This window comes from Actinocorallia herbida (assembly GCF_003751225.1).
Classification (GTDB): domain Bacteria; phylum Actinomycetota; class Actinomycetes; order Streptosporangiales; family Streptosporangiaceae; genus Actinocorallia; species Actinocorallia herbida.
Genome location: NZ_RJKE01000001.1, coordinates 8,463,378 through 8,484,060 on the forward strand (window position 1 = coordinate 8,463,378; position 20,683 = coordinate 8,484,060).

General features: G+C 73.2%; 17 protein-coding genes. 6 read left to right on the forward strand and 11 right to left on the reverse strand.

Going from position 1 to position 20,683, the window contains the following annotated elements:
* Positions 1–92 precede the first annotated feature (92 nt).
* The 4 genes from EDD29_RS38410 to EDD29_RS38425 all read left to right on the forward strand — a co-directional run bounded on the left by EDD29_RS38410 (position 93) and on the right by EDD29_RS38425 (position 4,258).
* The gene (locus EDD29_RS38410; protein WP_123669093.1) at positions 93–1,685 is read left to right on the forward strand and encodes an acyl-CoA carboxylase subunit beta; all 1,593 of its coding nucleotides are present in this window, start codon (positions 93–95) and stop codon (positions 1,683–1,685) included.
* Positions 1,686–1,721: 36 nt separating this feature from the next.
* On the forward strand, positions 1,722–1,931 hold the full coding sequence (locus tag EDD29_RS38415; RefSeq protein ID WP_123669094.1) for an acyl-CoA carboxylase subunit epsilon: 210 nt from the start codon (positions 1,722–1,724) through the stop codon (positions 1,929–1,931).
* A gap of 98 nt (positions 1,932–2,029) precedes the next feature.
* Positions 2,030–3,100 (forward strand): NYN domain-containing protein, encoded by a 1,071-nt coding sequence (locus EDD29_RS38420; RefSeq protein ID WP_123669095.1) that lies wholly within the window; start codon positions 2,030–2,032, stop codon positions 3,098–3,100.
* A gap of 72 nt (positions 3,101–3,172) precedes the next feature.
* A complete protein-coding gene (locus tag EDD29_RS38425) occupies positions 3,173–4,258 on the forward strand; it encodes a YncE family protein (protein WP_123669096.1) in 1,086 nt (361 codons plus the stop codon).
* Between the two features lie 162 nt (positions 4,259–4,420).
* On the opposite strand, the gene EDD29_RS38430 is transcribed toward EDD29_RS38425, so the two are convergent.
* The 10 genes from EDD29_RS38430 to EDD29_RS38475 are packed head-to-tail and all read right to left on the reverse strand — an operon-like array spanning position 4,421 to position 13,643.
* Entirely contained in the window at positions 4,421–7,231 is a 2,811-nt protein-coding gene (locus EDD29_RS38430; protein ID WP_123669097.1) for a bacterial transcriptional activator domain-containing protein, read from the reverse strand.
* A 50-nt stretch (positions 7,232–7,281) separates the two neighbouring features.
* Positions 7,282–7,719: a Tad domain-containing protein gene (locus EDD29_RS38435; protein ID WP_123669098.1), complete on the reverse strand. Its 438-nt coding sequence runs from the start codon at positions 7,717–7,719 to the stop codon at positions 7,282–7,284.
* 46 nt (positions 7,720–7,765) lie between these two features.
* Positions 7,766–8,188: a TadE/TadG family type IV pilus assembly protein gene (locus tag EDD29_RS38440; protein ID WP_123669099.1), complete on the reverse strand. Its 423-nt coding sequence runs from the start codon at positions 8,186–8,188 to the stop codon at positions 7,766–7,768.
* A complete protein-coding gene (locus EDD29_RS38445) occupies positions 8,188–8,619 on the reverse strand; it encodes a TadE/TadG family type IV pilus assembly protein (protein ID WP_246053220.1) in 432 nt (143 codons plus the stop codon). Before EDD29_RS38445 ends, EDD29_RS38440 begins: the two co-directional genes overlap by 1 nt.
* A 33-nt stretch (positions 8,620–8,652) precedes the next feature.
* Positions 8,653–8,868 (reverse strand): hypothetical protein, encoded by a 216-nt coding sequence (locus tag EDD29_RS38450; RefSeq protein WP_123669101.1) that lies wholly within the window; start codon positions 8,866–8,868, stop codon positions 8,653–8,655.
* A gap of 8 nt (positions 8,869–8,876) precedes the next feature.
* Positions 8,877–9,797, reverse strand: a complete 921-nt coding sequence (locus EDD29_RS38455; protein WP_123669102.1) for a type II secretion system protein — start codon at positions 9,795–9,797, stop codon at positions 8,877–8,879.
* Positions 9,794–10,717 (reverse strand): type II secretion system F family protein, encoded by a 924-nt coding sequence (locus EDD29_RS38460; protein ID WP_246053221.1) that lies wholly within the window; start codon positions 10,715–10,717, stop codon positions 9,794–9,796. Before EDD29_RS38460 ends, EDD29_RS38455 begins: the two co-directional genes overlap by 4 nt.
* On the reverse strand, positions 10,714–12,018 hold the full coding sequence (locus EDD29_RS38465) for a TadA family conjugal transfer-associated ATPase (RefSeq protein WP_246053222.1): 1,305 nt from the start codon (positions 12,016–12,018) through the stop codon (positions 10,714–10,716). Before EDD29_RS38465 ends, EDD29_RS38460 begins: the two co-directional genes overlap by 4 nt.
* Positions 12,019–12,861, reverse strand: coding sequence for a hypothetical protein (locus EDD29_RS38470; protein ID WP_246053223.1), 843 nt, complete (start codon positions 12,859–12,861; stop codon positions 12,019–12,021).
* On the reverse strand, positions 12,858–13,643 hold the full coding sequence (locus EDD29_RS38475; protein ID WP_148086238.1) for a CpaB family protein: 786 nt from the start codon (positions 13,641–13,643) through the stop codon (positions 12,858–12,860). The genes EDD29_RS38470 and EDD29_RS38475 overlap by 4 nt, the downstream gene beginning before the upstream one ends.
* A 364-nt stretch (positions 13,644–14,007) precedes the next feature.
* On the opposite strand from EDD29_RS38475, the gene EDD29_RS38480 reads away from it, so the two are divergent.
* Positions 14,008–18,357, forward strand: coding sequence for an FtsK/SpoIIIE domain-containing protein (locus EDD29_RS38480; protein ID WP_246053224.1), 4,350 nt, complete (start codon positions 14,008–14,010; stop codon positions 18,355–18,357).
* 30 nt (positions 18,358–18,387) lie between these two features.
* Here EDD29_RS38480 and EDD29_RS38485 read toward each other — a convergent pair whose 3' ends face one another.
* Positions 18,388–18,660, reverse strand: a complete 273-nt coding sequence (locus tag EDD29_RS38485) for a WXG100 family type VII secretion target (RefSeq protein ID WP_123669104.1) — start codon at positions 18,658–18,660, stop codon at positions 18,388–18,390.
* Positions 18,661–18,893: 233 nt separating this feature from the next.
* On the opposite strand from EDD29_RS38485, the gene EDD29_RS38490 reads away from it, so the two are divergent.
* Positions 18,894–20,642 (forward strand): acetyl/propionyl/methylcrotonyl-CoA carboxylase subunit alpha, encoded by a 1,749-nt coding sequence (locus EDD29_RS38490; protein ID WP_123669105.1) that lies wholly within the window; start codon positions 18,894–18,896, stop codon positions 20,640–20,642.
* The last annotated feature ends 41 nt before the right edge of the window (positions 20,643–20,683 follow it).

The window sequence follows — 20,683 nt, forward strand, 5'->3', positions numbered from 1 at the left end:
ATTCGGTCCGGCACCCGTACCGAGCGGGGTTCGGGCGCGGTCACATACCCCGGTGCACCGGGTTTGACAAGTGACTGGTTACTCTTTCGCCCATGGCGATGGAAGCGGTTGAACCCCCGGTCGAAAAGATCGACATCCACACCACGGCGGGAAAAATCGCCGACCTTGAGCGACGCAGGTACGAAGCCGTGCACGCCGGGTCGGCCGCCGCGGTGGAGAAGCAGCACGCGAAGGGCAAGATGACCGCTCGCGAGCGGATCGACGCCCTGATGGACGAAGGCTCCTTTGTGGAGTTCGACGAGTTCGCGCGGCACAGGTCCACCATGTTCGGGCTCGAGAAGAAGCGCCCCTACAGCGACGGCGTGGTCATCGGCTACGGCACCGTCGACGGCCGTCAGGTGTGCGTGTTCTCCCAGGACGTCATGGCCTTCGGCGGATCCCTGGGCGAGGTCTACGGCGAGAAGATCGTCAAGATGCTCGACATGGCGCTGAGCACCGGTTGCCCGATCGTCGGCATCAACGAGGGCGGCGGCGCGCGGATCCAGGAGGGCGTGGTGGCCCTCGGCCTCTACGCCGAGATCTTCAAGCGCAACGTGCACGCCAGCGGCGTCATCCCGCAGATCTCGCTGATCATGGGCGCGACCGCGGGCGGCCACGTGTACTCCCCCGCGCTCACCGACTTCATCGTCATGGTCGACCAGACGTCGCACATGTTCATCACCGGCCCCGACGTGATCAAGACGGTCACCGGCGAGGAGGTGACGTTCGAGGAACTGGGCGGCGCGCACACGCACAACGCCAAGTCCGGTGTCTCGCACTACATGGCCTCCGACGAGACCGACGCGATCGACTACGTCAAGGCGCTGCTGTCCTACCTGCCCTCGAACAACATGTCCGAGGCGCCGGAGTTCGAGCAGGCGGCCGAGCTGGACACCGTGCCCGAGCTGGACACGATCATCCCGGACTCGGCGAACCAGCCCTACGACATGAAGACGATCATCGAGTCGGTCGTGGACGACGGGGACTTCCTGGAGGTCCAGCCCCTGTTCGCGCCGAACATCGTGGTCGGCTACGCCCGCGTCGACGGCCGCAGCGTCGGCATCGTGGCCAACCAGCCGATGCAGTTCGCGGGCTGCCTCGACATCGACGCCTCGGAGAAGGCCGCCCGGTTCATCCGGACCTGTGACGCCTTCAACGTGCCCGTCCTGACCTTCGTGGACGTGCCCGGCTTCCTGCCCGGCACCGACCAGGAGTACAACGGCATCATCCGGCGCGGCGCGAAGCTGCTGTACGCCTACGCCGAGGCGACCGTCCCGCTGATCACGGTCATCACCCGCAAGGCCTACGGCGGCGCCTACGACGTCATGGGCTCCAAGCACCTCGGCGCCGACGTCAACCTGGCGTGGCCGACCGCGCAGATCGCGGTCATGGGCGCGCAGGGCGCGGTGAACATCCTGTACCGCCGTGAACTCGCCGCCGCCGACGACGCCGACGCGCGCCGCGCCGAGCTCGTCACCGAGTACGAGGACACGCTGGCCAACCCCTACATCGCCGCCGAGCGCGGGTATGTGGACGCGGTCATCATGCCCTCGGAGACCCGTGCGCACGTCATCAAGGCGCTGCGGGCCCTGCGGGAGAAGCGCAAGACGCTGCCGCCGAAGAAGCACGGCAACATCCCGCTGTAACGCGCCTCAGGCCGAGGGACAACAAGGGGACGTTTCATGAGTGAAAGACCGTTTCTTCAGGTCATCAAGGGTGACGCGACCCCGGAGGAGGTGGCCGCGCTGATCGCGGTCGTCTCCGCCCGCGCGACGGCCCCCGCCGCGGCCCCGGCGCGCCGCGGGTCGGTGTGGACGGACAGGTCGCGCCTGGTCCGCGGGCCGGTCCAGGCGGGTCCCGGCGCGTGGCGGGCGAGCGCGCTGCCGCGCTGAGCCTTCGCGGGGGCGCTCCGGCGCCCCCGCGCGGCACTCGAAAAGGCGGTCTCAAGTAGCTCCTCGGAAAGGCTCGGTGCCTTTAAGGTGGGGTTCCCATGGCTGCCTCCGAGTTTCTCCCGCAACCTGCCCGCTATGCCGTTTTTGTCGATGCGGGTTACCTTTATGCCGCTTCTGGGGCCCTTCTTCTTGAAGCGTCCTCCCGGCGCGAGTACCGGGTCTTCGCGGAAAAGCTCATCAAGGCGCTCACCGCGCACGCCGACGAACGCATCAACGGCGAACTCCTGCGGCTCTACTGGTTCGACGCCGCCCCCCGCAAGCAGCCGACGGTCGAGCAGCGCGTCATCGCCAACCTCCCGCTGGTGAAACTGCGCCTCGGCAACCTCAACGCGCAGGGTCAGCAGAAGGGCGTCGACGCCCAGTTGCGCGCCGACCTCGAATCGCTCGCCCGGCACCGTGCGATCACCGACGCGGTCCTGCTCGCCGGAGACGAGGACATGCTCCCCGCCGTCGAGGCGGCGCAGAGCTACGGCGTGCGGGTCCACCTGTGGGGCGTGGAGCCCACCCATGGCTCCAACCAGGCCGAATGGCTGGTGTGGGAGTCCGACACCGTCGAGGTGCTGCCGGCCGACTTCGTGCGGCCCTACTTCGCCCGTGCCGGACTGCTCCCGGGCGGGGAGGCCGCCACCCCGGCCGTCGCGGCGTCCACCAGCCGTCCGGCGGTGCCCTCGCCGTCGCAGGTGTTCGCGGGCAAGGTCGCGCCGCCGCCGCCCGTGCGGCCCCCGCTGCCGTCCACCGCGGCCGCGGCCGTCGGCTCGGCCGGGAAGGCCATCGAGGCCAAGTCGCTGGAGAGCAGGGGCGCCGACCTCAGGACCGGCGAGGCCAAGGCCACCGAGAGCAAGCTCGGGCCCGACCGGGGCGCGATGCTGGAGGTCGGCGAGCACGTCGCGCAGAAGTGGGTGTTCGAGCGGGGCCGCGACAACATCCGCGACCTGCTGCCGGGGCCGATCCTGCCGCCCGTCATCGACAAGGAGCTGCTGATCGACGCCGAGAAGATCCTCGGCAGGTCGCTGCGGCCCTACCAGGAGGCGCGGACCTGGCTGCGCGACGGGTTCTGGGAGCGGGTCTACCGCGAGTTCGGCATCGGCGTCGGCACCTCGGACTCCTGACGGCCCCCGGAACGTCCCAAGCTCACGCCAAGCCATGAACACCGGGGGTGACCGGCTCGGTACCCTCGGCCGGTGCGCTTCCACAAGGCGGCGGCCCTCGCGCTCACCGCGGCCGCGCTGACCGGCTGCGGTGCCGTGTCCCTCGCCCCGGGCGGGCGGCCGGACGGCACCGTCGTCGTGCTCGGGGCCGCCGCGCCCTACCTGCCCGGAGGACCGCCCGTGGTCCGGCCGCGCGGACCGGAACCCGCCGACGTGTACGCCGCGACCCGTCCCGGGACCGCCGGACCCCTGCGGTCGCTGCCCGCACGGCTGTTCCTGCCGTACGGCCGGACCGTGACCGTCCTGGACCAGCGGGACCTGACCCGGGTCCGGCGGATCCGGCTGGCCGCGCCCGTCGCCCGGGTCGTCCCGTCCTGGGATCTGCGCACGCTGTGGGCGTTCGGGCCCAGCGCGCTGGTGCCGCTCGACCCGCGCACGCTGCGGGCCGGGCCGGTCCGGCGGCTCGCCGGGGCGCGCGACCTGGTCTTCACCCCCGACGGCAGCACCGCGCTGGTGCTCACCGACCGGCGGGTCGAGTTCCGCGACCCCGGCTCGATGGAACTGCGCCGGGCGCTGCGGCTGCCCTGCGCGCCGACCGCCGCCGCCGACTTCACCGCCGCCGGGGACCGGCTGGTCACCGCGTGCGGCGGCACCCTGCTCTTCGTCGACTGGCGCACCGGCATGTCCGGCACCTCCGCGCTGTCCGACGCGCCCACCCGGCTGCTCCTCTCCCCCGACGGGGCCCGGTTCTACGGCGCGTCGCCCTCCGGCCTGCTCGTCCTGGACGCCGCGACCTTGCGCGAGACCGCCCGGGTCCGCCTCGGCCACGGCATCGCCGCGCTCGTCCCCGGCCGCTCCGCCCGCGTCGTCTACGCCGCGGGCCCCGGCGCGCTCTCCGCCGTCGGCCCCTCCGGCGCCCCGCAACGCCGCGTCGCCGTCCCCGACCGCGCCACCCTCGCCGCGGTCTCCGCCGACGGCCGCACGCTCTGGCTCCGCACCCCCACCGGCCTGGCCGCCCAGCGCCTGGCCGCACCCACCCGCACCGCCCCCGTCCCCAACACCGACCTCACCCTCTACCCCCAACCCGGCCGCTACAGCGTCGGCCCCCACCTCAGATGACCCCCACCCCGCCCTAAGCGCCCGGGGCCGGACTCCTCGCACGCGGATCCCACGACCCCGGACCCGCACGGCGCGACCTGACGGCGCGCCGCGCGAACGGTGGCGCCCCGGGTGCGGACCCCACGAGGGGCGGACCGGGCGGCACGACGGTGCTGAGCGGGGTCAGGCGCCTCGGGCGTGGAGTTGGGGGGTCAGTTCGTCGATGAGGGACTCGGTCTCCGGGTGGAGCTGGTCCAGGTCGGCGCGACCGCGGATCTCGTTGAGCGCGGCGCGGAGGGCGGCGGGATCGCCGGTGGAGTCGGTGGCACGCAGGAGGTCGCGCCAGAGGAGCTCGTCGTCGGGGGCGAGGCGCAGGCCGGCGCGGGCCGCGGCGACCGCGGCGTGCGGGTCGCGTTCGGCGAGGCGGATCTGGGCCAGGCGGTGCGCGGCGTCCACGACGCGAGCGGTCGTCTCGTACTCCAGCGCGTCCGCGGCCAGCCACGAGTAGCGACCGCGCGGGCGCGGCGCGAGCAGCCGTCCCCGGACGAGTTCGAGCGCGTGCGACAGGTAGGCGGCCTCCGCCGCGGGCTCCGCCGCCGACCGCCACAGGAGGTACTGGAACTGCTGGAGGTCCACCGAGACCTCCGAGCCGAGCCGGAGCCTTCCCCGCTCGTCGGTGTAGAGGTTCGCGCGGCCCCTGCCGTCGCGGCCCAGCCAGTCCGCGGCCATCGCCACCGTCGCGTCCCGGACGCCCGCGGTCACCCCGCGCGGCCAGACCGCGCTGCTCAGCACCGTCGGGTGGACGCCGCCGGGATGGGCGGCGAGGTAGACCAGCACCTCGGTGCAGATGTCGCGCCGGGTGTCCTGCATCGGGCCGGGCGCGCGCACCGCGATCCCGCCGAGCACCCGGATCTCCGCGGTCGGCTCCGCCGCGGGCGGATGCTCGATCGTCAGCTCCGGAAGGCGGACGCCCTCCTTGCGGCCCGCGGTCCGCATCAGCGAGGCCACCGCGCGGTACTGGGCCTCGGGAATCCGCTGGGCCTCCACCTGGAAGCCGAGGACGCCGGCGTCGAGCGTGCCGTCCTCGTCGATCGTCCAGGTCCAGGCGGCGCCCTCGACATGGCCCGCGACGACGTAGCCCGCCGACAGGCGCTGCGCGGTGCGGGCGAGCGCGGTGAGCCGGGCCGCGTCGGCCTTCGTCGGCTGGTCCGCCATCACCAGGTAGTGCGGCATCCACGCCTCGCCCGACACACCGCGGCAGCGGCCGGTGAGCACCGAGTCGGCCCCGGACGCCGCGAGCGCCCTGCGCACCTCGGCGGTGCGGGACTCCAGCTCGGGCAGCGCCTCGGCCAGCGTCGGGACGCACCGGATCCGGTCGGGCGCGAGCGCGGCGAGCTCCGGGCCGAACCCGACGAGGGTCAGCCGCATGTGGTCGGCCCAGGTGCTCGTGGCCAGCTCCACCGCGACCGCGGCGAGGGCCGCCTTGCGCTGCTCGGGCGGGCCGTCCAGCGCGATGACGCCGTGCGCGGCCTCCAGGTCGGCGAGCACCCTGCCGTTCTGGCCGACGCCGAGGGAGATCAGGCCGGGGTAGGGCGCGAGCACGTCGGCGAGGTCGGTCGCCGACAGGGCGGTGAGGCTCGCGGTGTGCAGCCGCCACACCTGGCCGCCGTCGTGCGCCCGCCACGGCTCCGGCGGGTTCGGGTCGGCGGGCGCGATCCACAGATCCATCGACTCCGCGCCGAGATGCAGCCCGTAGACCGTCGGCAGGGTGCGGCCCTGCGCGGCGAGCGCCTGCGAGAGCCTGCGCAGGCCGAGATCGAGGACCCGGATGCCCTCGGCGTCGGCGCCGAGGCGCAGCGCCTGCTCGACGCGGGCCTCCGCGCCCTCCGGCCGCTCGATCATCTTGCCCGGCTCGCGGGCGAGCACCTGGGCGCGCCGCCTGCGGCCGAGCGCGGTGAGCACCCCGGCCGCCAGCAGCGACGAGCCCGCCAGCGCCTCGGGCCACGGGAACGGCGCTTCGGCCGTCTCGGCGGGCGGCGACTCGACGGGCGCGCCGGGCTCCCCGTGCACGGTGCCCGGCGCGTCCGGCCGGGCCGGGCTCTGCTGCGGGGCCTGCTGCTGCGGAGCCTGGGGCCGCGGGCTCTCCTGCTGCGGAGTCTGCGGTGGGGCCTGCGGCTTGGGGCTCTGCTGCTGCGGCGGCGCCTCCTGCTGGGGGTTCTCGGCGGGTTTGTCCGGACGGGACGGGGACCCCTGGTCGGGCACCGCGTGACCGTGCTGGAAGTAGTCGCGCAGCTCGGTCTTGGGAATGATCAGGGTGTCGCGGGCGTCGGCGGGCATCTCCATCACCCAGCCGGGCCGGATCAGGCTCGCCTCACGCAGCTTCGAGCCGTCGGGCTGCACATGGCCCTTGTTCAGCTCGAAGATCTCCTTGTAGCGGCGGCCGTCGCCGAGGCACTTCTCGGCGATCTCCCACAGGCTCTCGTGGTGGCGGCCGTGCGGCGGCTGCACCTTGTAGATCTTGGCGGTCTCGCCGTCCGCCTCCTCGGGCGACTGCGCGGCCATCAGCCGCACCCCGTCGGCGACGACCGGCTGCGCGGCCGGCGAGGCGGCCACGACGGGCTGGTGCGGCTTCGCCTGGATCTGGGTGAACGCGGGCATGATCGCGGTCGTCGCGGTGAACAACAGCAGCACCGCGACCACGAGCTTGTGCACGACGGCCTGGGTGGCCCCGGCGAGCGGCACCCTCGCCGGCACGCCCACCCCGCGCAGGCCGGCCTGGACCTCCACCACGAGGCACAGCACGAGCTGGAACCACGCGAGCCACACGAACACCGTGATGAACCCGAGCACCGCTTCGACGGTGAGCTGCTGGGTGAGCAGCGAGAGGTCCAGCGGCCCCTCCGGCAGCGGGGACCCCACGAACCGCACGAGCGCGTAGGGGACCCCTCCCACCAGCGCCCCGAGCACCACCAGCGACAGCAGTCCGACCAGCACATCGCCCGCGCTCCGCCGGGCCTTCGCCGGTTGCCGCCTTCCGACCACTTCTACGCCCCGTCCTCCGGATGTGCCGACGCGTTCACATCGATCTGGAAATTCGTCTGGATGAACAGGCCGAGGAACACCGGCTCCACCTGGGTGGTGACGTTCACCGTGACCTCGTCGGGGCCCGTCTCGTTACAGACCGCAGCGTATCCCCCGGGGAAATTGCCGGCGAAGGCTACGGCCTCACCGCAGGCGGTGCCGTCCAGAATGATCTCGCCGGTGTCGCGAAGATGCTCGACGTCGATCTGGTCCGCGCCCTTGCGGGCCGACTGCTCGGCGATGTCCAGGGCCCGTTCGCGGGCGTGGATGGCCATGCCGCCGTCCAGCAGCAGCCCCGCGAACAGCAGGACCGAGGGGGTGAACAGCACGGTGAACATGCTGAACGTGCCGCGGTCCCGCCGCCCGGAGGGCGGGACCGCACGGCGCTCGTCGCGCTTCATCTCCGATGCCTCACTCGTCTTCGATGGCTTCGCGGGGGTTCGTGGCTCAATCCATCCGCCGGTAGGTGTCGACCGGGGCCGACGCGGTGCCCGTCCGCACCGGATCGCCCGCGAACGGCACGAGGCCGAGGCCGGTCAGATCGGTGGTGCAGGTGACGGTGACGGTGACCTGACCGCCCGGCGCGAACAGCGCGGTGTCCACCGCGGTCTGCGCCGCCCCGCCGACGCAGAAGCTGGTCCCCGCGATGGACTCGTTGACGGCCTGGATCGCGAACGTCTGAGCGTCCCCCTCGTTCCTGGCGACCGTCGCGGCGCGCGCCCCGTCCCGCGCCGCGCCGTCGAGCTGGCTCTGCACGTTCACCAGCCGGCCGACGAGCACGAGGAAGAGGAACAGGATGATCAGGACGGGGGTCATCAGCACGAGTTCCAGCGACATGCTGCCCCGGGCGCGCGCGGCGGGCCGCGCCATCAGTCCTCGCAATTCATCGCCTCGCCCACGTCCGGCCGGAAGCACTCGACGGCGCCGACCGCCTGCTTGGTGACGGTGAACGTCATCCCCGGCACGACGGTCACCGCGGTGCCCGTCACCTCGAAGCCACGGTCGTAGTTCCCGTCGCCCAGGGGCGTCACGGCGACGCCGGTGAGCACGTTCGGACCGAGCTGGTTCACCGAGTTCGTCGCCGCGGCGATGCCGGCGCCCTGCCAGTCGCCGTCCGCGCCGAGCACACGGGCCGCCCTGGCGCCCGACTGCGCGGCCGACAGCGCGATGTGGTTGGCGTGGAAGACCATGGCGAACTGGATGCTGATGAGGATCACGAGGATGATCACGGGGGTGAGCAGCGCCCACTCCAGCGCGGTCGCCCCTTTCGCGCTCCTCTTGCGCGCGGGTCCTTCGCGCACGGGTCTCCGGTACGACCGTTCGCCCCGCATCGGTCAGGGCGCCGCGGGGATCTGGTTCGCGGCGTTCTGGATCGCGGTGCGGATCGTGACGCCGATGGCGATGGCGATCGCGGCGAGCAGGCCGGTGATGATGGCCCACTCGATGGCCGACGCGCCGGCGCCGCGCTTCTCGCCGTCGCGAAGGCGGTCCATCCGGACCGCGAGATGGGTGCGCAGGTAGGCGACCTGGGGCATGCCGAACGGGTTCATGTTCGCTCCTAGAAAGAGATGACCTGCATGGCCGACGGGTACAGCAGGAACACGAGGAAGCCGAGACAGAACGAAAGCTGGGCGATGAGCATCGTCTGGGAATTCTGGCCCGCGCGGCCTTCCAGCGCGGAGATCTCCCGGCTGCGCATCGAGGCGGCGCGCGCCGACAGGGACTGGCGGATCTTGGCGCCGTCGTCGGCGACGAGCGCGAGCGCCGAGGCGAGGTCGGCGAGTTCGGCGACCGCGATCCGCTCGCCGAGCGCGCCGAGCGCCTGCCACGGTGTCTGCCCGACGATCCGGGCGTTGGCCAGTGCCTCGCGGATCGCCAGCATGGGCGCGCCCGCGCCGATCTGGGACGCGGTCATCAACGCCTCCGGCACGCCCCGGCCGCCCGCGAGGTTCATCGAGACGAGGTCGAGGAACGCGCCGACGACGTGCCGGAAGTCCTCGCGGGCCTCCCCCGCCTCCTGGCGCAGCTGGAGGTCGGGGAAGAAGAACGCGGCGAGCGCGAACAGCAGGCCGCCCCAGACCGGGATCATCAGACTGACCCCGCCGGTGAGGGCGAGCAGCGCGACGAACAGCGGCGTGAACGCCAGGGCGACGGCCGGGGCGAGGACCTTGCTCGCCAGGTAGGTCTGGTAGTCGCGGTCGAGGATCGCCAGGTCCGCGCGGGTCGAGCGCAGCTCCCAGCCCCGGTCCTCGATGATCTTCGCGAGGGCCTCGCCGACCTCTTTCTGGAGCCGTTCGGTGAGCGATGGACGGGGCGTGTCCGCGGCCTTGGCGGCCTTGGCCGCGGCGCCGCCGTGCTTGGTCACCTCGTCGTACTCGGCCATCAGCGAGCGCAGCCCGCGCCGGGCCGGGAACAGCGCCCGCAGCAGCAGGAACAGGCCCGCGCCGACCAGCGCGCCGGTCAGGATCGCCCCGGTCACCGGCCCACCCCCGCGTCCATGGCGGCGCGCCCGCGCAGCGGCCTGCCCGTCTCGGCGGGCTCGGCGTCGGTCGCGCCGAGGAGCCGTTCCGGCGCCTGGAACTTGGCGAGCCTGCGCAGCCAGAAGAACCCGAGCGCGTACAGCCCGACGACCGAGGCGAGCACGATCTGGCCCACGAACGAGTTGTACGGCTCGACGTAGGACGGGTTGAACACCGAGACGAGCAGCGCGAACCCGACCGAGAACCCGACGACGATCTGGACGCTGCGCCGGGTCATCGCGCGGTAGGCGTTGACGCGGCGGCGCATCTCCAGCTCGGTGCGGGCCGACGCGGCGAGCGCGCCGAGCATCTCGCGCAGGCCGGGACCGCGCAGCCGGGCGTTGAGCATGAGCGCGGCGATGATGAGGTCGGCGGAGGCGTCGTCGAGGTCCTCGGCGAAGCGGCGCAGCGCCTCGGGCAGCGGCACCCGGGTGTGCATCCGGTCGACCAGGGCGCGCAGCGCGGGCTGGAGCGCGGGCGCCGCGGCCCGCACCGACGACGGGATCGCCTGCTCCAGGCCGACGGCGCCGGCGATCGTGTCGCGCAGGGACTCGGCCCAGTTGGCGAGGCCCTCGAGCCGGGCCATCGACCTGCGCTCCTCGGCGGCGCCGCCCGCGACGGCGTCCCAGCCGAGGACGAGCAGGCCGATGCCGACCGCGACCACCACCCACTGGGTGAGGACGAGTGCGGCGAACCCGGCGATGACGGCGATGCCGGTGCGGGTGCCGAGCGCGCGCAGCAGGTCCTCCCGCGAGCGCTTGCGCGCCGTCTGCCCGGGCTTCACGGGGGTGCCGCGCACCGCCATCACCAGCGCGCACAGACCCGCGCAGGCCAGGCCGCCCGCGAACAGCGCGTACAGCACATCGATCCCGAGGATCACTGCCAGACCCCCATCCGCTGGTCGTAGCCGAACTCGACGAGCTCCTCGGCGCACGCGATCGGCGCGTGCTGCCTGGCGACGCCGTCGGAACCCGGCGCGAAGATCTCCGAGGACAGGACCCTGCCGTCGCAGCCGGTGACCTCCCGGACGCTGGCGACGTACCTGCGCAGCCGTCCGCCGCGGTGGTAGTCGTTGCGCTTGTCGATGAAGACGACGAAGTCGATGGCGCCCGCGATGAGCATGTGGGTCGCCTCGATGGGCAGCCGCTCCTCCGACTGGATGGCGTAGGTGGAGATGCGGTTGAACACCTCCATCGAGGAGTTCGCGTGGATGGTCGACAGGGAGCCGTCGTTGCCCTGGGTCATCGCGTTGAGCATGGTGACGATCTCGTCGCCGAGGACCTCGCCGACGATCACGCGCGACGGGTTCATGCGCAGCGAGCGGCGTACGAGCTCCGCCATGGAGATCGCGCCCTGCCCCTCGGAGTTGGACAGCCGCTGCTCGAACGCCACGACGTTCGGGTGCAGTTCGGGGAACTGGTCGAGGCCCAGTTCCAGGGCGCGCTCCACGGTGATGAGGCGCTCGTGCGGGCTGATCTCGTTGGCGATCGCGCGCAGCAGGGTGGTCTTCCCCGCGTTGGTCGCGCCGGAGATCATGATGTTCTTGCGGGCGGCGACCGCGGCCTGGAAGAAGCGGCCCACGTCGGCCGGGACGGTGCCGTTGCCGACGAGGTCGGTGAGGAAGACCTTGCCGAGGCGGGCGCGCCGGATGGACAGCGCGGGCCGCTGGGTGACGTCCATGACGGCCGAGAGCCGGGAGCCGTCCGGGAGCCGCAGGTCGAGCTGCGGGTTGGCCGAGTCGAACGGGCGGGACTGGAGGCCGGAGTAGGCGGCGAGGATCTGGATCAGCTCGACCAGTTCCTCGTCGGTGTCGGCGATGGGCTCGCCCATCACCTCGCGGCCGTCGGCGTAGGACAGGAAGACCCGGTCACAGCCGTTGACGTCGATGTTCTCGATCTCGCCGTCCTCCAGCAGGGGCTGGAGCCTGCCGACGCCGAACAGGGCGGCGTGGATGCCCGCCGCGTAGTCCTCCTCCTCGTCCGGGGTGGGCGGGCGGCGGCCGATGCCGATCTCGGACCTGGCGTGCTCCTCGAGCACCTGCGCGATGAGGGCGCGGGCGAACTGCCGCTCGTCCTCGGCCGACATCGGGGTGAGGCCGGAGGCCGCGTCGAGCCTGCGCTGCTGGGCGAGCCGGTCGCCCACCTCCTGGCGCAGCCGCTTGACGAGGACGTGATCCATCATCTAGCGCCCCCTTCCCCGTTCCCCGGCGGTTTCCTGCGGCGGGGCCGCGGTGACCGTCGGGGGCGGCGGCGGGGCCGCGGCGTGCTCCAGCGAGGGCCGGGCGACGAGGTTGCCCGCGAGCTCGCGGGCGGAGCGGATGAGCAGCGACTTGTCGAGCCTGCCGCCCCACTGACCGCGCAGCATCTGCGCGCCCTTGGGGTCGTAGGCGAGGCCGCCGAGGACGACGGCGGGCAGCCGCGAGGCCGCGAGCACCCGCTCGACCTCGGAGATCGCGGCCCGGTAGCCGCGCGGGTCGGCCACCACCACGACGCCGATGCGGGTGCGCTGGCGGGGCAGGTCGGCGGCGAGCTGGGTGATCCGCTCGCGCAGGTGCGCGACGTGCTCCAGCGTGGCGTGCGTGAACAGGACGGTCAGGTCGGCCTCGCGCAGCAGCTCGACGAGCGGGCTGCCCGCCGCGAGGCGCCCGCAGTCGGCGAGGACGTCGACGCCGGGCAGCACCGAGAAGGACCGGCCCAGGGGGCTCCACAGCCAGGTGAGGCCCGCGGCCTGCTCGGCGTTGGACACCCCGACCAGGACGTCGAGGCCGCCGGACAGCCGCTGGGCGTGCGGGGCGATCTGCTCGGGCCGCAGGCCGCGCCGCGCGGTGGTGGCCAGCGAGAGCATCCCGCGCGCCGGGTCGAGCATCCCGTGCTCGCCGGGCAGCCGGTAGACGAGGTCTCCCCCTGCGGGGTCGCACTCGGCGACCAGGACGGGCCGCGGCCACACCGCGCCGAGTGCCACCGCCGCCGTGGTGACGCCCGGGGCTCCCTTGTCCGCGGCAAGAGCGATCAGTGCCACGGTCACCCGCCGCCGTTCGGGGTCTTCCCCGGTTTGTTCGCCGGCGCCGCCGGCGCGGTCGGCACCTCGGTGCCGGGCGGCACGATCGCGACCGCGATGGCGCCGGACGCCGAGGCGAGCGCGATGTCCTGGGCCTGAGCGGGCTGGACCGCGATCGAGACGAGCAGGCCGCCGCCGGACGAGGCGCTCGTGCGGCTCTCCGAGCCCGGCGAGCTGACGTCGCGGACCTCGGCGTCGGCGGCCAGCATGACCGCCTTCGGGTTCTTCTCCGTGCCGCCCATGGCGTACAGGGCGAGCCGGTCGCCGAGCCGCAGCCCCTCCGCGGGGTACTGGCCGGGCTTGAGCAGCAGGCCCACGACGAGGCGGCCCTTGGCCACGTCGGCGTTCGGGGTGATCATGTTGTTGTTGAGCAGGGTGCCGGGCACGAGCGGCACCGCGGCGAAAGTGCCGACGACGACCTTCTGGCGCTCGCTCCACTTGAGGAACTCCAGGCCGGTGTTGCTGACGGTCACGGCCTCCAGCGCGTCCTCGGGGATGGGCTGACCCGCCGCGACGGGTTTCGCGATAGCGATCGCCGAGACCCGCTGCCCGCTCTGCACGACCAGGTAGGCGCTGACCAGCGCGCCACCCAGGATGAGCAGGACGGCGAGCGCCGCGAGCGCCGGTTTGCGCTCGCGCGGCGGCACCGGGAGCCGACGTCCGGCCGAACCGCCCAGCCCCGAGCCGAGCCCGTGCTGCGGGCCCGAGATTGTGGCGTTCGACGGTGAACTCTGCTGACTGGTCCTCATCGTGGTGATGACTCCGGGGAGGTATCCGAACATCCGATTGCGGCCGGAGCGACCATGCTGTCTGCCTTGACAAGGTCACGTCAATGGATTCGAGTAGGTGACGCAGTCTCGTAACCGGGCGTCAGAAAATTACGGCCATAGGACCATCCGGAACGCAGGCAGTACCCCGTTCCGCACCGCCGAAACACCACTCGACAAGGATTATCCGGACGGCTCCAATGACCCTGACACCTCGTTGACGACAGATTCGTCATGAGTGCTGTTGCCCGTCGTAATGATCATTGCTGCGCGGCTCGTCCGTTTTCCCGGGGTTTCCCGTCCCGTCGCCTGTCGGGCGCGGTGTCCGTGTGCCACCCTGTCGTCCGTGCGGATCTCCCTGACGGCCCTTGACGCGACCGGATCGCGCGACGTCCTGGTGAGCGGCGACCCCGACATGCCCGTCTCGGCGGTGGCGCGCGCCCTGTCGGGACTGGAGCGCGGTGAGGCCCTCGCCCCGAACGTCGTCCAGCTCCAGCAGCCCTTCTACGCCGACGGCAGGATGCTCGACCCCTCGGCGCCCGCCGCCCGCGAACTCCCCGACGGGTCCCTCGTCACCCTGGACGGGCGCATGGTCCCGGCCACGATGCGGTCCGAGCCGTCGGGGATGGTGGAGGTCAGGGTCGTCGGCGGGCGGGACGCGGGCGGGGTGCACCGGCTCGGCCCCGGCAACGCGCAGGTCCATCCCGGGGTGTTCCTCACCGTCCGGCGCGACGGCGTGCGGGTGCGCGCGGAGGTGCCGGCGACGCTCGACGGGGAACCGCTGGAAGGGGCCGCCGGGGACGAGCGGGAGTGGCCCGAGGGAGGCATGCTCGCGGTCGGCCCGACGGTGCTCGCACTGGCCCGTTCGGCCGCCCCGGACACCCATTTGGAAGCGCTTCCGCAAGGGCTCGCCTTCAACCGTCCGCCGCGGATCGAACCGGCACGGGAAAGGCTGCGGCTGAAGGCGCCGCACCTTCCGGAGAAGCAGGGTAGGGAGCGGCTGCGGCTGTTCGGCGCACTGCTCTTCTCGGTGTTCGGCCTGGTCATGGCCTATGTGCTCGGGCAGTGGTACTGGGCGCTGTTCGCGCTCGCGTGGCCGCTGATGCTGGTGGGCGAATGGATCGGCGACCGACTGTACGGCAGGAAATCGTACAAAAAGGCATATAAGGAATACCAGGTGAAGTCCGCGTTCTTCGCACGCGACCTGGAGAAACTGCGGCGCTCCGACGAGCGCGACCGGCGGGCCTCCTCGCCCGACCCCGCCGAGGTCCTGCTCACCGCCACCGGGCCGCGGCGGCGGCTCTGGGAGCGCCGCCTCACCGACCCCGACGCGCTGCACCTGCGCGTCGGCCTCGCCGACCTGCCCGCCCGCGTCGACCTGCGCGGGAACGAGGACGACGTCCGCGAGGCCCTGGACCGGGCCGGCCTCACCGGGCTCCCGCTCGCCCGGCACGTGCCGGTCACGCTCCCGTTCCCCGACTACGGCGTCGTCGGCATCACCGGGCCGCGCGAGCACTCCCGCGGCCTCGCGCGCTGGCTCGTCGCGCAGGCCGCGGCCCTGCACACGCCGCGCGACCTCGCGATCGTCGTCCTGTCCGCGGACGGCCTCGCCGCCGGAGGCACCGGCGGCGCCCACTGGAACTGGACCCGGTGGCTCCCCCACTGCGCCCCCCGCGACGGCGAGGAATGCCTCGCCCTCATCGGCGACGACCCGGTGAGCGTCGCCGCCCGGGTCACCGAGCTCGCCGTCAAGATCACCGAACGGCGCCGGGCCAAGCAGCCCGCCTTCGGCACGGCCCCCGAGGGCCCGCCCGCCCCGGCCGTCCTGCTCGTCCTCGACGGGGCCCGCGCGCTGCGCCGCGTCCCCGGCATGCCCCAGGTCCTCGCGCACGGCGCCGAAGCCGGCATCTACGCCCTGTGCCTCGACGACGAGGACAGGCTGCTCCCGGAGGAGTGCACCGTCGCCGCGGCCTGGGACGGCGACCACGTCCGGCTGCGCGGCCGGGGCCTGGAGGACACCGGGCCCGTCCTCGCCGACCGGGTGCCCCTCGGCTGGGCCGAACGGTTCGCGCGGTCCCTCGCCCCCGTCAAGGACGTCTCCCGCGAGGACTCCGCCGAGGCCGTCCCCGCCTCGGTGAAACTGCTCGACCTGCTCGGCATGCCCGACCCGTCGCCCGCGCGGATCCTGGACTCCTGGGCGCGCCGCGAAGGCCCCGGCACCCGCGTCCCCATCGGCGTCACCGGCGGCGGGCCCTTCGAGATCGACCTCGCCGCCGACGGGCCGCACGGCCTGATCGCCGGGACCACCGGCGCGGGCAAGTCCGAACTCCTGCAGACCCTCATCGCCGCGCTCGCCGTGCGCAACCGCCCCGACGAGATGACGTTCGTGCTCATCGACTACAAGGGCGGCGCCGCGTTCAAGGACTGCGCCGCGCTCCCGCACACCGTCGGCATGGTCACCGACCTCGACGGCCGCCTCACCGCGCGGGCCCTGGACTCCCTCGCCGCCGAGCTGCGCCGCCGCGAGCACGTGCTGGCCCGCGCGGGCGCCAAGGACATCGAGGACTTCCACGCCGCGGGCGGCCTCGGCCTCGCCCGGCTCGTCCTGGTCATCGACGAGTTCGCCGCGATGGCCGCCGAACTGCCCGGCTTCGTCGACGGGCTCGTCGACATCGGACGGCGCGGCCGGTCCCTCGGCGTCCACCTCATCCTCGCCACCCAGCGGCCCGCCGGAGTGGTGACCGCCGACATCCGGGCCAACACCAACCTGCGGGTCGCGCTGCGCGTCACCGACGCGGAGGACTCCACCGACGTCATCGACCTGCCCGACGCGGCGCGCATCGCCAAGGCGACCCCCGGCCGCTGCTTCGTCCGCACCGGCGCGGCGAGCCCGTGGGCCGTCCAGTCGGCGCGGATCGGCGGGCGGCGGGGTGCGACCGCCCGGCCCACCGAGGCCAAGGCGCTGGCCTGGGCGCAGCTCGGCCACCCGCTGCCCGAGCCCGCCGAGGACCAGGACGGCCAGGCCACCGACCTGTCGGTGCTGGTCGCCGCGATCGCCGAGGCGGCCAAGCGGGCCGGGATCGCCCGCCAGCCGAGCCCTTGGCTGACCCCGCTGCCCGAGGCCGTCGTGCTGTCGCCGCGATCCGCCCCCGGCGGCTCGGTCGCCGCGGTGCCGCCGCTGGAGTTCGGCGTCTCCGACCTGCCCGCGCGGCAGACCCGCGAGCCGCTCGCCCTCGACCTGGAGGCCGACGGCCACCTGTACCTCGCGGGCGCCGCCCAGTCCGGCCGCACCACCGCGCTGCGCTCGCTCGCCGGGGCGCTCGCCGCCTCCGCCACCCCCTATGACGTGCACCTGTACGCGATCGACTGCGGCGGCAACGGCCTCGCCCCGCTCGTCGCCCTGCCGCACTGCGGCGCGGTCGTCACCCGCGACTCCTACGACCGGGTCGAGCGGCTGCTGAACGCGCTCACCGCCGAGGTCTCCCGGCGCCAGGGGCTGCTGTCGGCCGCCGGGTTCGCCACCCTCGCCGAGCAGCGCGCGACGGTCTCCGCGGGCGACCGGCTGCCCTGGATGGTGCTGCTGCTCGACCGCTGGGAGGGCTACACCGCGGCGTTCGAGCACTACGACTACGGCCGCCTGGTCAACGCGCTGCTGCGGCTGCTCCAGGAGGGCGCCGCGGTCGGACTGCGGGCCGTCGTCGCGGGCGACAGGTCGGGCCTGCTCGGCCAGGCCGCGACGGTCTTCGACCGGCGTCTCGTGCTGCGCATGGGCGACCCCGCCGACTACGGCTACGCGGGGGTCCCGGAGAACCAGGTCCCGGCGCACATGCCGCCGGGGCGGGCGCTCCGGGCCGTCCCCGGCGGACCGATCATCGAGGCGCAGATCGGGCTGCTCGGCCAGGACCCCTCGGGCACCGCCCAGGTCGCGGCGCTCCAGGAGGCCGCCGAGGCCGCGCGGGCCCGCTACGGACGGGTCGTGCCGGGCCCGCTGCGGGTGGACGAACTGCCCGCGCGGATCACCGCGGAGGAGGCGCTGGCGCTGGACCCGGCCGGGCCGCCTACCGGGCCGCTGTGGTGCCTGGTCGGGGCCGGCGGGGACACGCTCGGCCCCCTGGGCGTCGACCTGCTGGAGGAGGGTCCCTCGTTCGTCGTCGCCGGGCCGACCCGCTCCGGCCGGTCGAGCGCGCTGGAGACGATCGGGAGGACCCTGCTCGCCCGGGGCGTCCCCCTGCTCGTCCTCACCCCTCGCCGGTCGCCCCTGCGCGCGCTGAAGGACGTGCCGGGGGTGCTGGGCGTGCTGGACGCGACCGCGGACCGGGCGGAACTCGACGAACTCGTCGCGCCGGAGCACAGGTTCGCCCTGCTCGTCGACGACGCGGAGCTGATCGACGACACCGATCTCGGCGACGCCGTCCAGGCCGTCCTGCGGGCCGCCCGCGATGGCGAGCACGCGGTCGTGATCGCGGGGAACACCGAGGACCTGAGCCGCGGCTACCGCGGCTTCCTCTCCGACGCCCGCAAGAACCGGACCGGCCTGCTGCTCGGCATCTCCTCCCCCGACGACGGGGAACTGTTCGGACTCCGGCTGCCCCGCAACGCCGCCTACACCGGGCCCGTCGGCCGGGGTCTGCTGATCCGGGCGGGCACTCCCGTGCCCGTCCAGGCCGCGCTTCCCCCGACCCCGGCCGACGACTGAGCCCTGCGCGTCGTGCCTACCGGAACCGCGTCAGCGGGTCGCGGCCTCGATGTTCTGGACGGACTGGCGAACATCGGTCGCGCCTTCCTCCAGCGCGACCGCCATCTTGTCGAACGCCGACTTGGCCTCGGCCCAGGCGGCCCGGAACCTGTCGGCGCGCGGACCCCACCAGATCTCGTTCGACCCGACGGTCCTGCCGTTGAGGTCGTTGATCAGCGCGTCGAGGTTCTTGGAGTGACGGGAGAACAGGCGGGCCAGGTCCTCCATCTGGGCCATGTTCCCGCCGCGACGGTCCGCTCCCATGTCTGATCCTTCCGATCGCCGGGATTTCCAGACGTACCTTCCAAAGCTCACACCACTCGGCCCTCAGCGGACCCCCGACCGGGTGGCCGCATGCGGCCAAAGGTGTGGTGAGAAGGGGTTCGTCCCTAAATAAGGAGGCGATTACGCAGCGGGAAACCCGGTTCTCTAAACTCGCGGGGACGGGTCAGGTCAGGGGTGATCCCTTAGACGGTTCTCACGGACGGAGTCGTACGTTGCGGAAAGTTCTCATCGCCAACCGGGGCGAGATCGCGGTGCGGGTCGCGCGTGCCTGCCGGGACGCGGGGCTCGGCAGCGTCGCGGTCTACAGCGAGCAGGACCTCGACGCGCTGCATGTACGCGTCGCGGACGAGGCGTACGCGCTGGGCGGGCAGACCGCCGCCGAGTCGTACCTGAACGTCGAGAAGCTGCTCAAGATCGCCTCCGACGCGGGCGCCGACGCGGTCCACCCGGGCTACGGCTTCCTCTCCGAGAACGCCGACTTCGCCCAGGCGGTCACCGACGCCGGACTGATCTGGATCGGGCCGCCCCCGGCCGCGATCACCTCCCTGGGCGACAAGGTCCAGGCCCGGCACATCGCGCAGAAGGTCGGCGCGCCGCTCGTCGCGGGCACCGCCGACCCGGTGTCGGGCGCGGACGAGGTCGTCGAGTTCGCCAAGGCCAACGGCCTGCCGATCGCGATCAAGGCCGCGTTCGGCGGCGGAGGGCGCGGCCTCAAGGTCGCCCGCACCCTCGAAGAGGTCCCCGAGCTGTACGAGTCGGCCGTACGCGAGGCCATCGGCGCGTTCGGCCGCGGCGAGTGCTTCGTCGAGCGCTACCTCGACAAGCCCCGGCACGTCGAGACCCAGTGCCTCGCCGACCAGCACGGCAACGTCGTGGTGGTCTCCACCCGCGACTGCTCGCTCCAGCGCCGCCACCAGAAGCTCGTCGAGGAGGCCCCCGCGCCGTTCCTCAGCGAGGCCCAGATGGACCTGCTCTACACCTCCTCCAAGGCGATCCTGAAGGAGGCCGGCTACGTCGGCGCGGGCACCTGCGAGTTCCTCGTCGGCCAGGACGGCACCATCTCCTTCCTCGAGGTCAACACCCGCCTCCAGGTGGAGCACCCGGTCACCGAGGAGGTCACCGGCATCGACCTCGTCCGCGAGATGTTCCGCATCGCCGACGGCGAGGAGCTCGGCTACGGCGACCCGGAGATCCGCGGCCACTCCATCGAGTTCCGGATCAACGCCGAGGACGCCGGGCGCGGCTTCCTCCCGGCCCCGGGCACCATCTCCGCGATGGAGATCCCGACCGGTCCGGGCGTCCGCCTGGACTCCGGCTACGTCGCGGGCCAGACCGTCCCGCAGTCGTTCGACTCGCTGGTCGCGAAGCTGATCGTGACGGGCGCGTCCCGCGAGCAGGCGATCGAGCGCGGCCGCCGGGCCCTGGCGGAGTTCGCCATCGACGGCATGCCGACGGTCATCCCGTTCCACCGGGACATCCTCACCCAGCCCGCCTACACCGACGCGCCGTTCACGGTGCACACCCGGTGGATCGAGACCGAGTACGACAACACCATCGCCCCCTACGCCGGCGACCAGGCCGTCGGCGAGGAGCCCGAGGAGCGCCAGAAGGTCGTCGTCGAGGTCGGCGGCAAGCGCCTCGAGGTCGTCCTGCCCGCGGGTCTCGGCGCGGGCGCGGCCCCCGCCGCGGCCGGCAAGGCCTCCCCGAAGCGGACCGCCAAGAAGGGCGCCGCCAAGGCCGCCTCCGGCGACTCCCTCGTCTCGCCCATGCAGGGCACCATCGTCAAGATCCTCGTCGAGGACGGCGCCACCGTCGCCGAAGGCGAGACCGTCGTCGTCCTCGAGGCCATGAAGATGGAACAGCCCCTCACCGCCCACAAGGCCGGCACCATCACCGGCCTCACCTCAGAGGTCGGCCAGACCGTCACCGCAGGCGCCCCCATCTGCGAGATCAAGGACTGACCCCACCCCCACCACCACGCACAAGGGCGGCCGCTCGCACA

Bases quoted from the DNA above. Each gene is read 5' to 3' on its own strand.
- EDD29_RS38420 (WP_123669095.1), top strand. From the start codon at position 2,030: ATGGCTGCCTCCGAGTTTCTCCCGCAACCTGCCCGCTATGCCGTTTTT.
- EDD29_RS38410 (WP_123669093.1), top strand. From the start codon at position 93: ATGGCGATGGAAGCGGTTGAACCCCCGGTCGAAAAGATCGACATCCAC.
- EDD29_RS38475 (WP_148086238.1), bottom strand. From the start codon at position 13,643: ATGAGGACCAGTCAGCAGAGTTCACCGTCGAACGCCACAATCTCGGGC.
- EDD29_RS38450 (WP_123669101.1), bottom strand. From the start codon at position 8,868: ATGAACCCGTTCGGCATGCCCCAGGTCGCCTACCTGCGCACCCATCTC.
- EDD29_RS38465 (WP_246053222.1), bottom strand. From the start codon at position 12,018: ATGATGGATCACGTCCTCGTCAAGCGGCTGCGCCAGGAGGTGGGCGAC.
- EDD29_RS38485 (WP_123669104.1), bottom strand. From the start codon at position 18,660: ATGGGAGCGGACCGTCGCGGCGGGAACATGGCCCAGATGGAGGACCTG.
- EDD29_RS38440 (WP_123669099.1), bottom strand. From the start codon at position 8,188: ATGGCGCGGCCCGCCGCGCGCGCCCGGGGCAGCATGTCGCTGGAACTC.
- EDD29_RS38435 (WP_123669098.1), bottom strand. From the start codon at position 7,719: ATGAAGCGCGACGAGCGCCGTGCGGTCCCGCCCTCCGGGCGGCGGGAC.
- EDD29_RS38415 (WP_123669094.1), top strand. From the start codon at position 1,722: ATGAGTGAAAGACCGTTTCTTCAGGTCATCAAGGGTGACGCGACCCCG.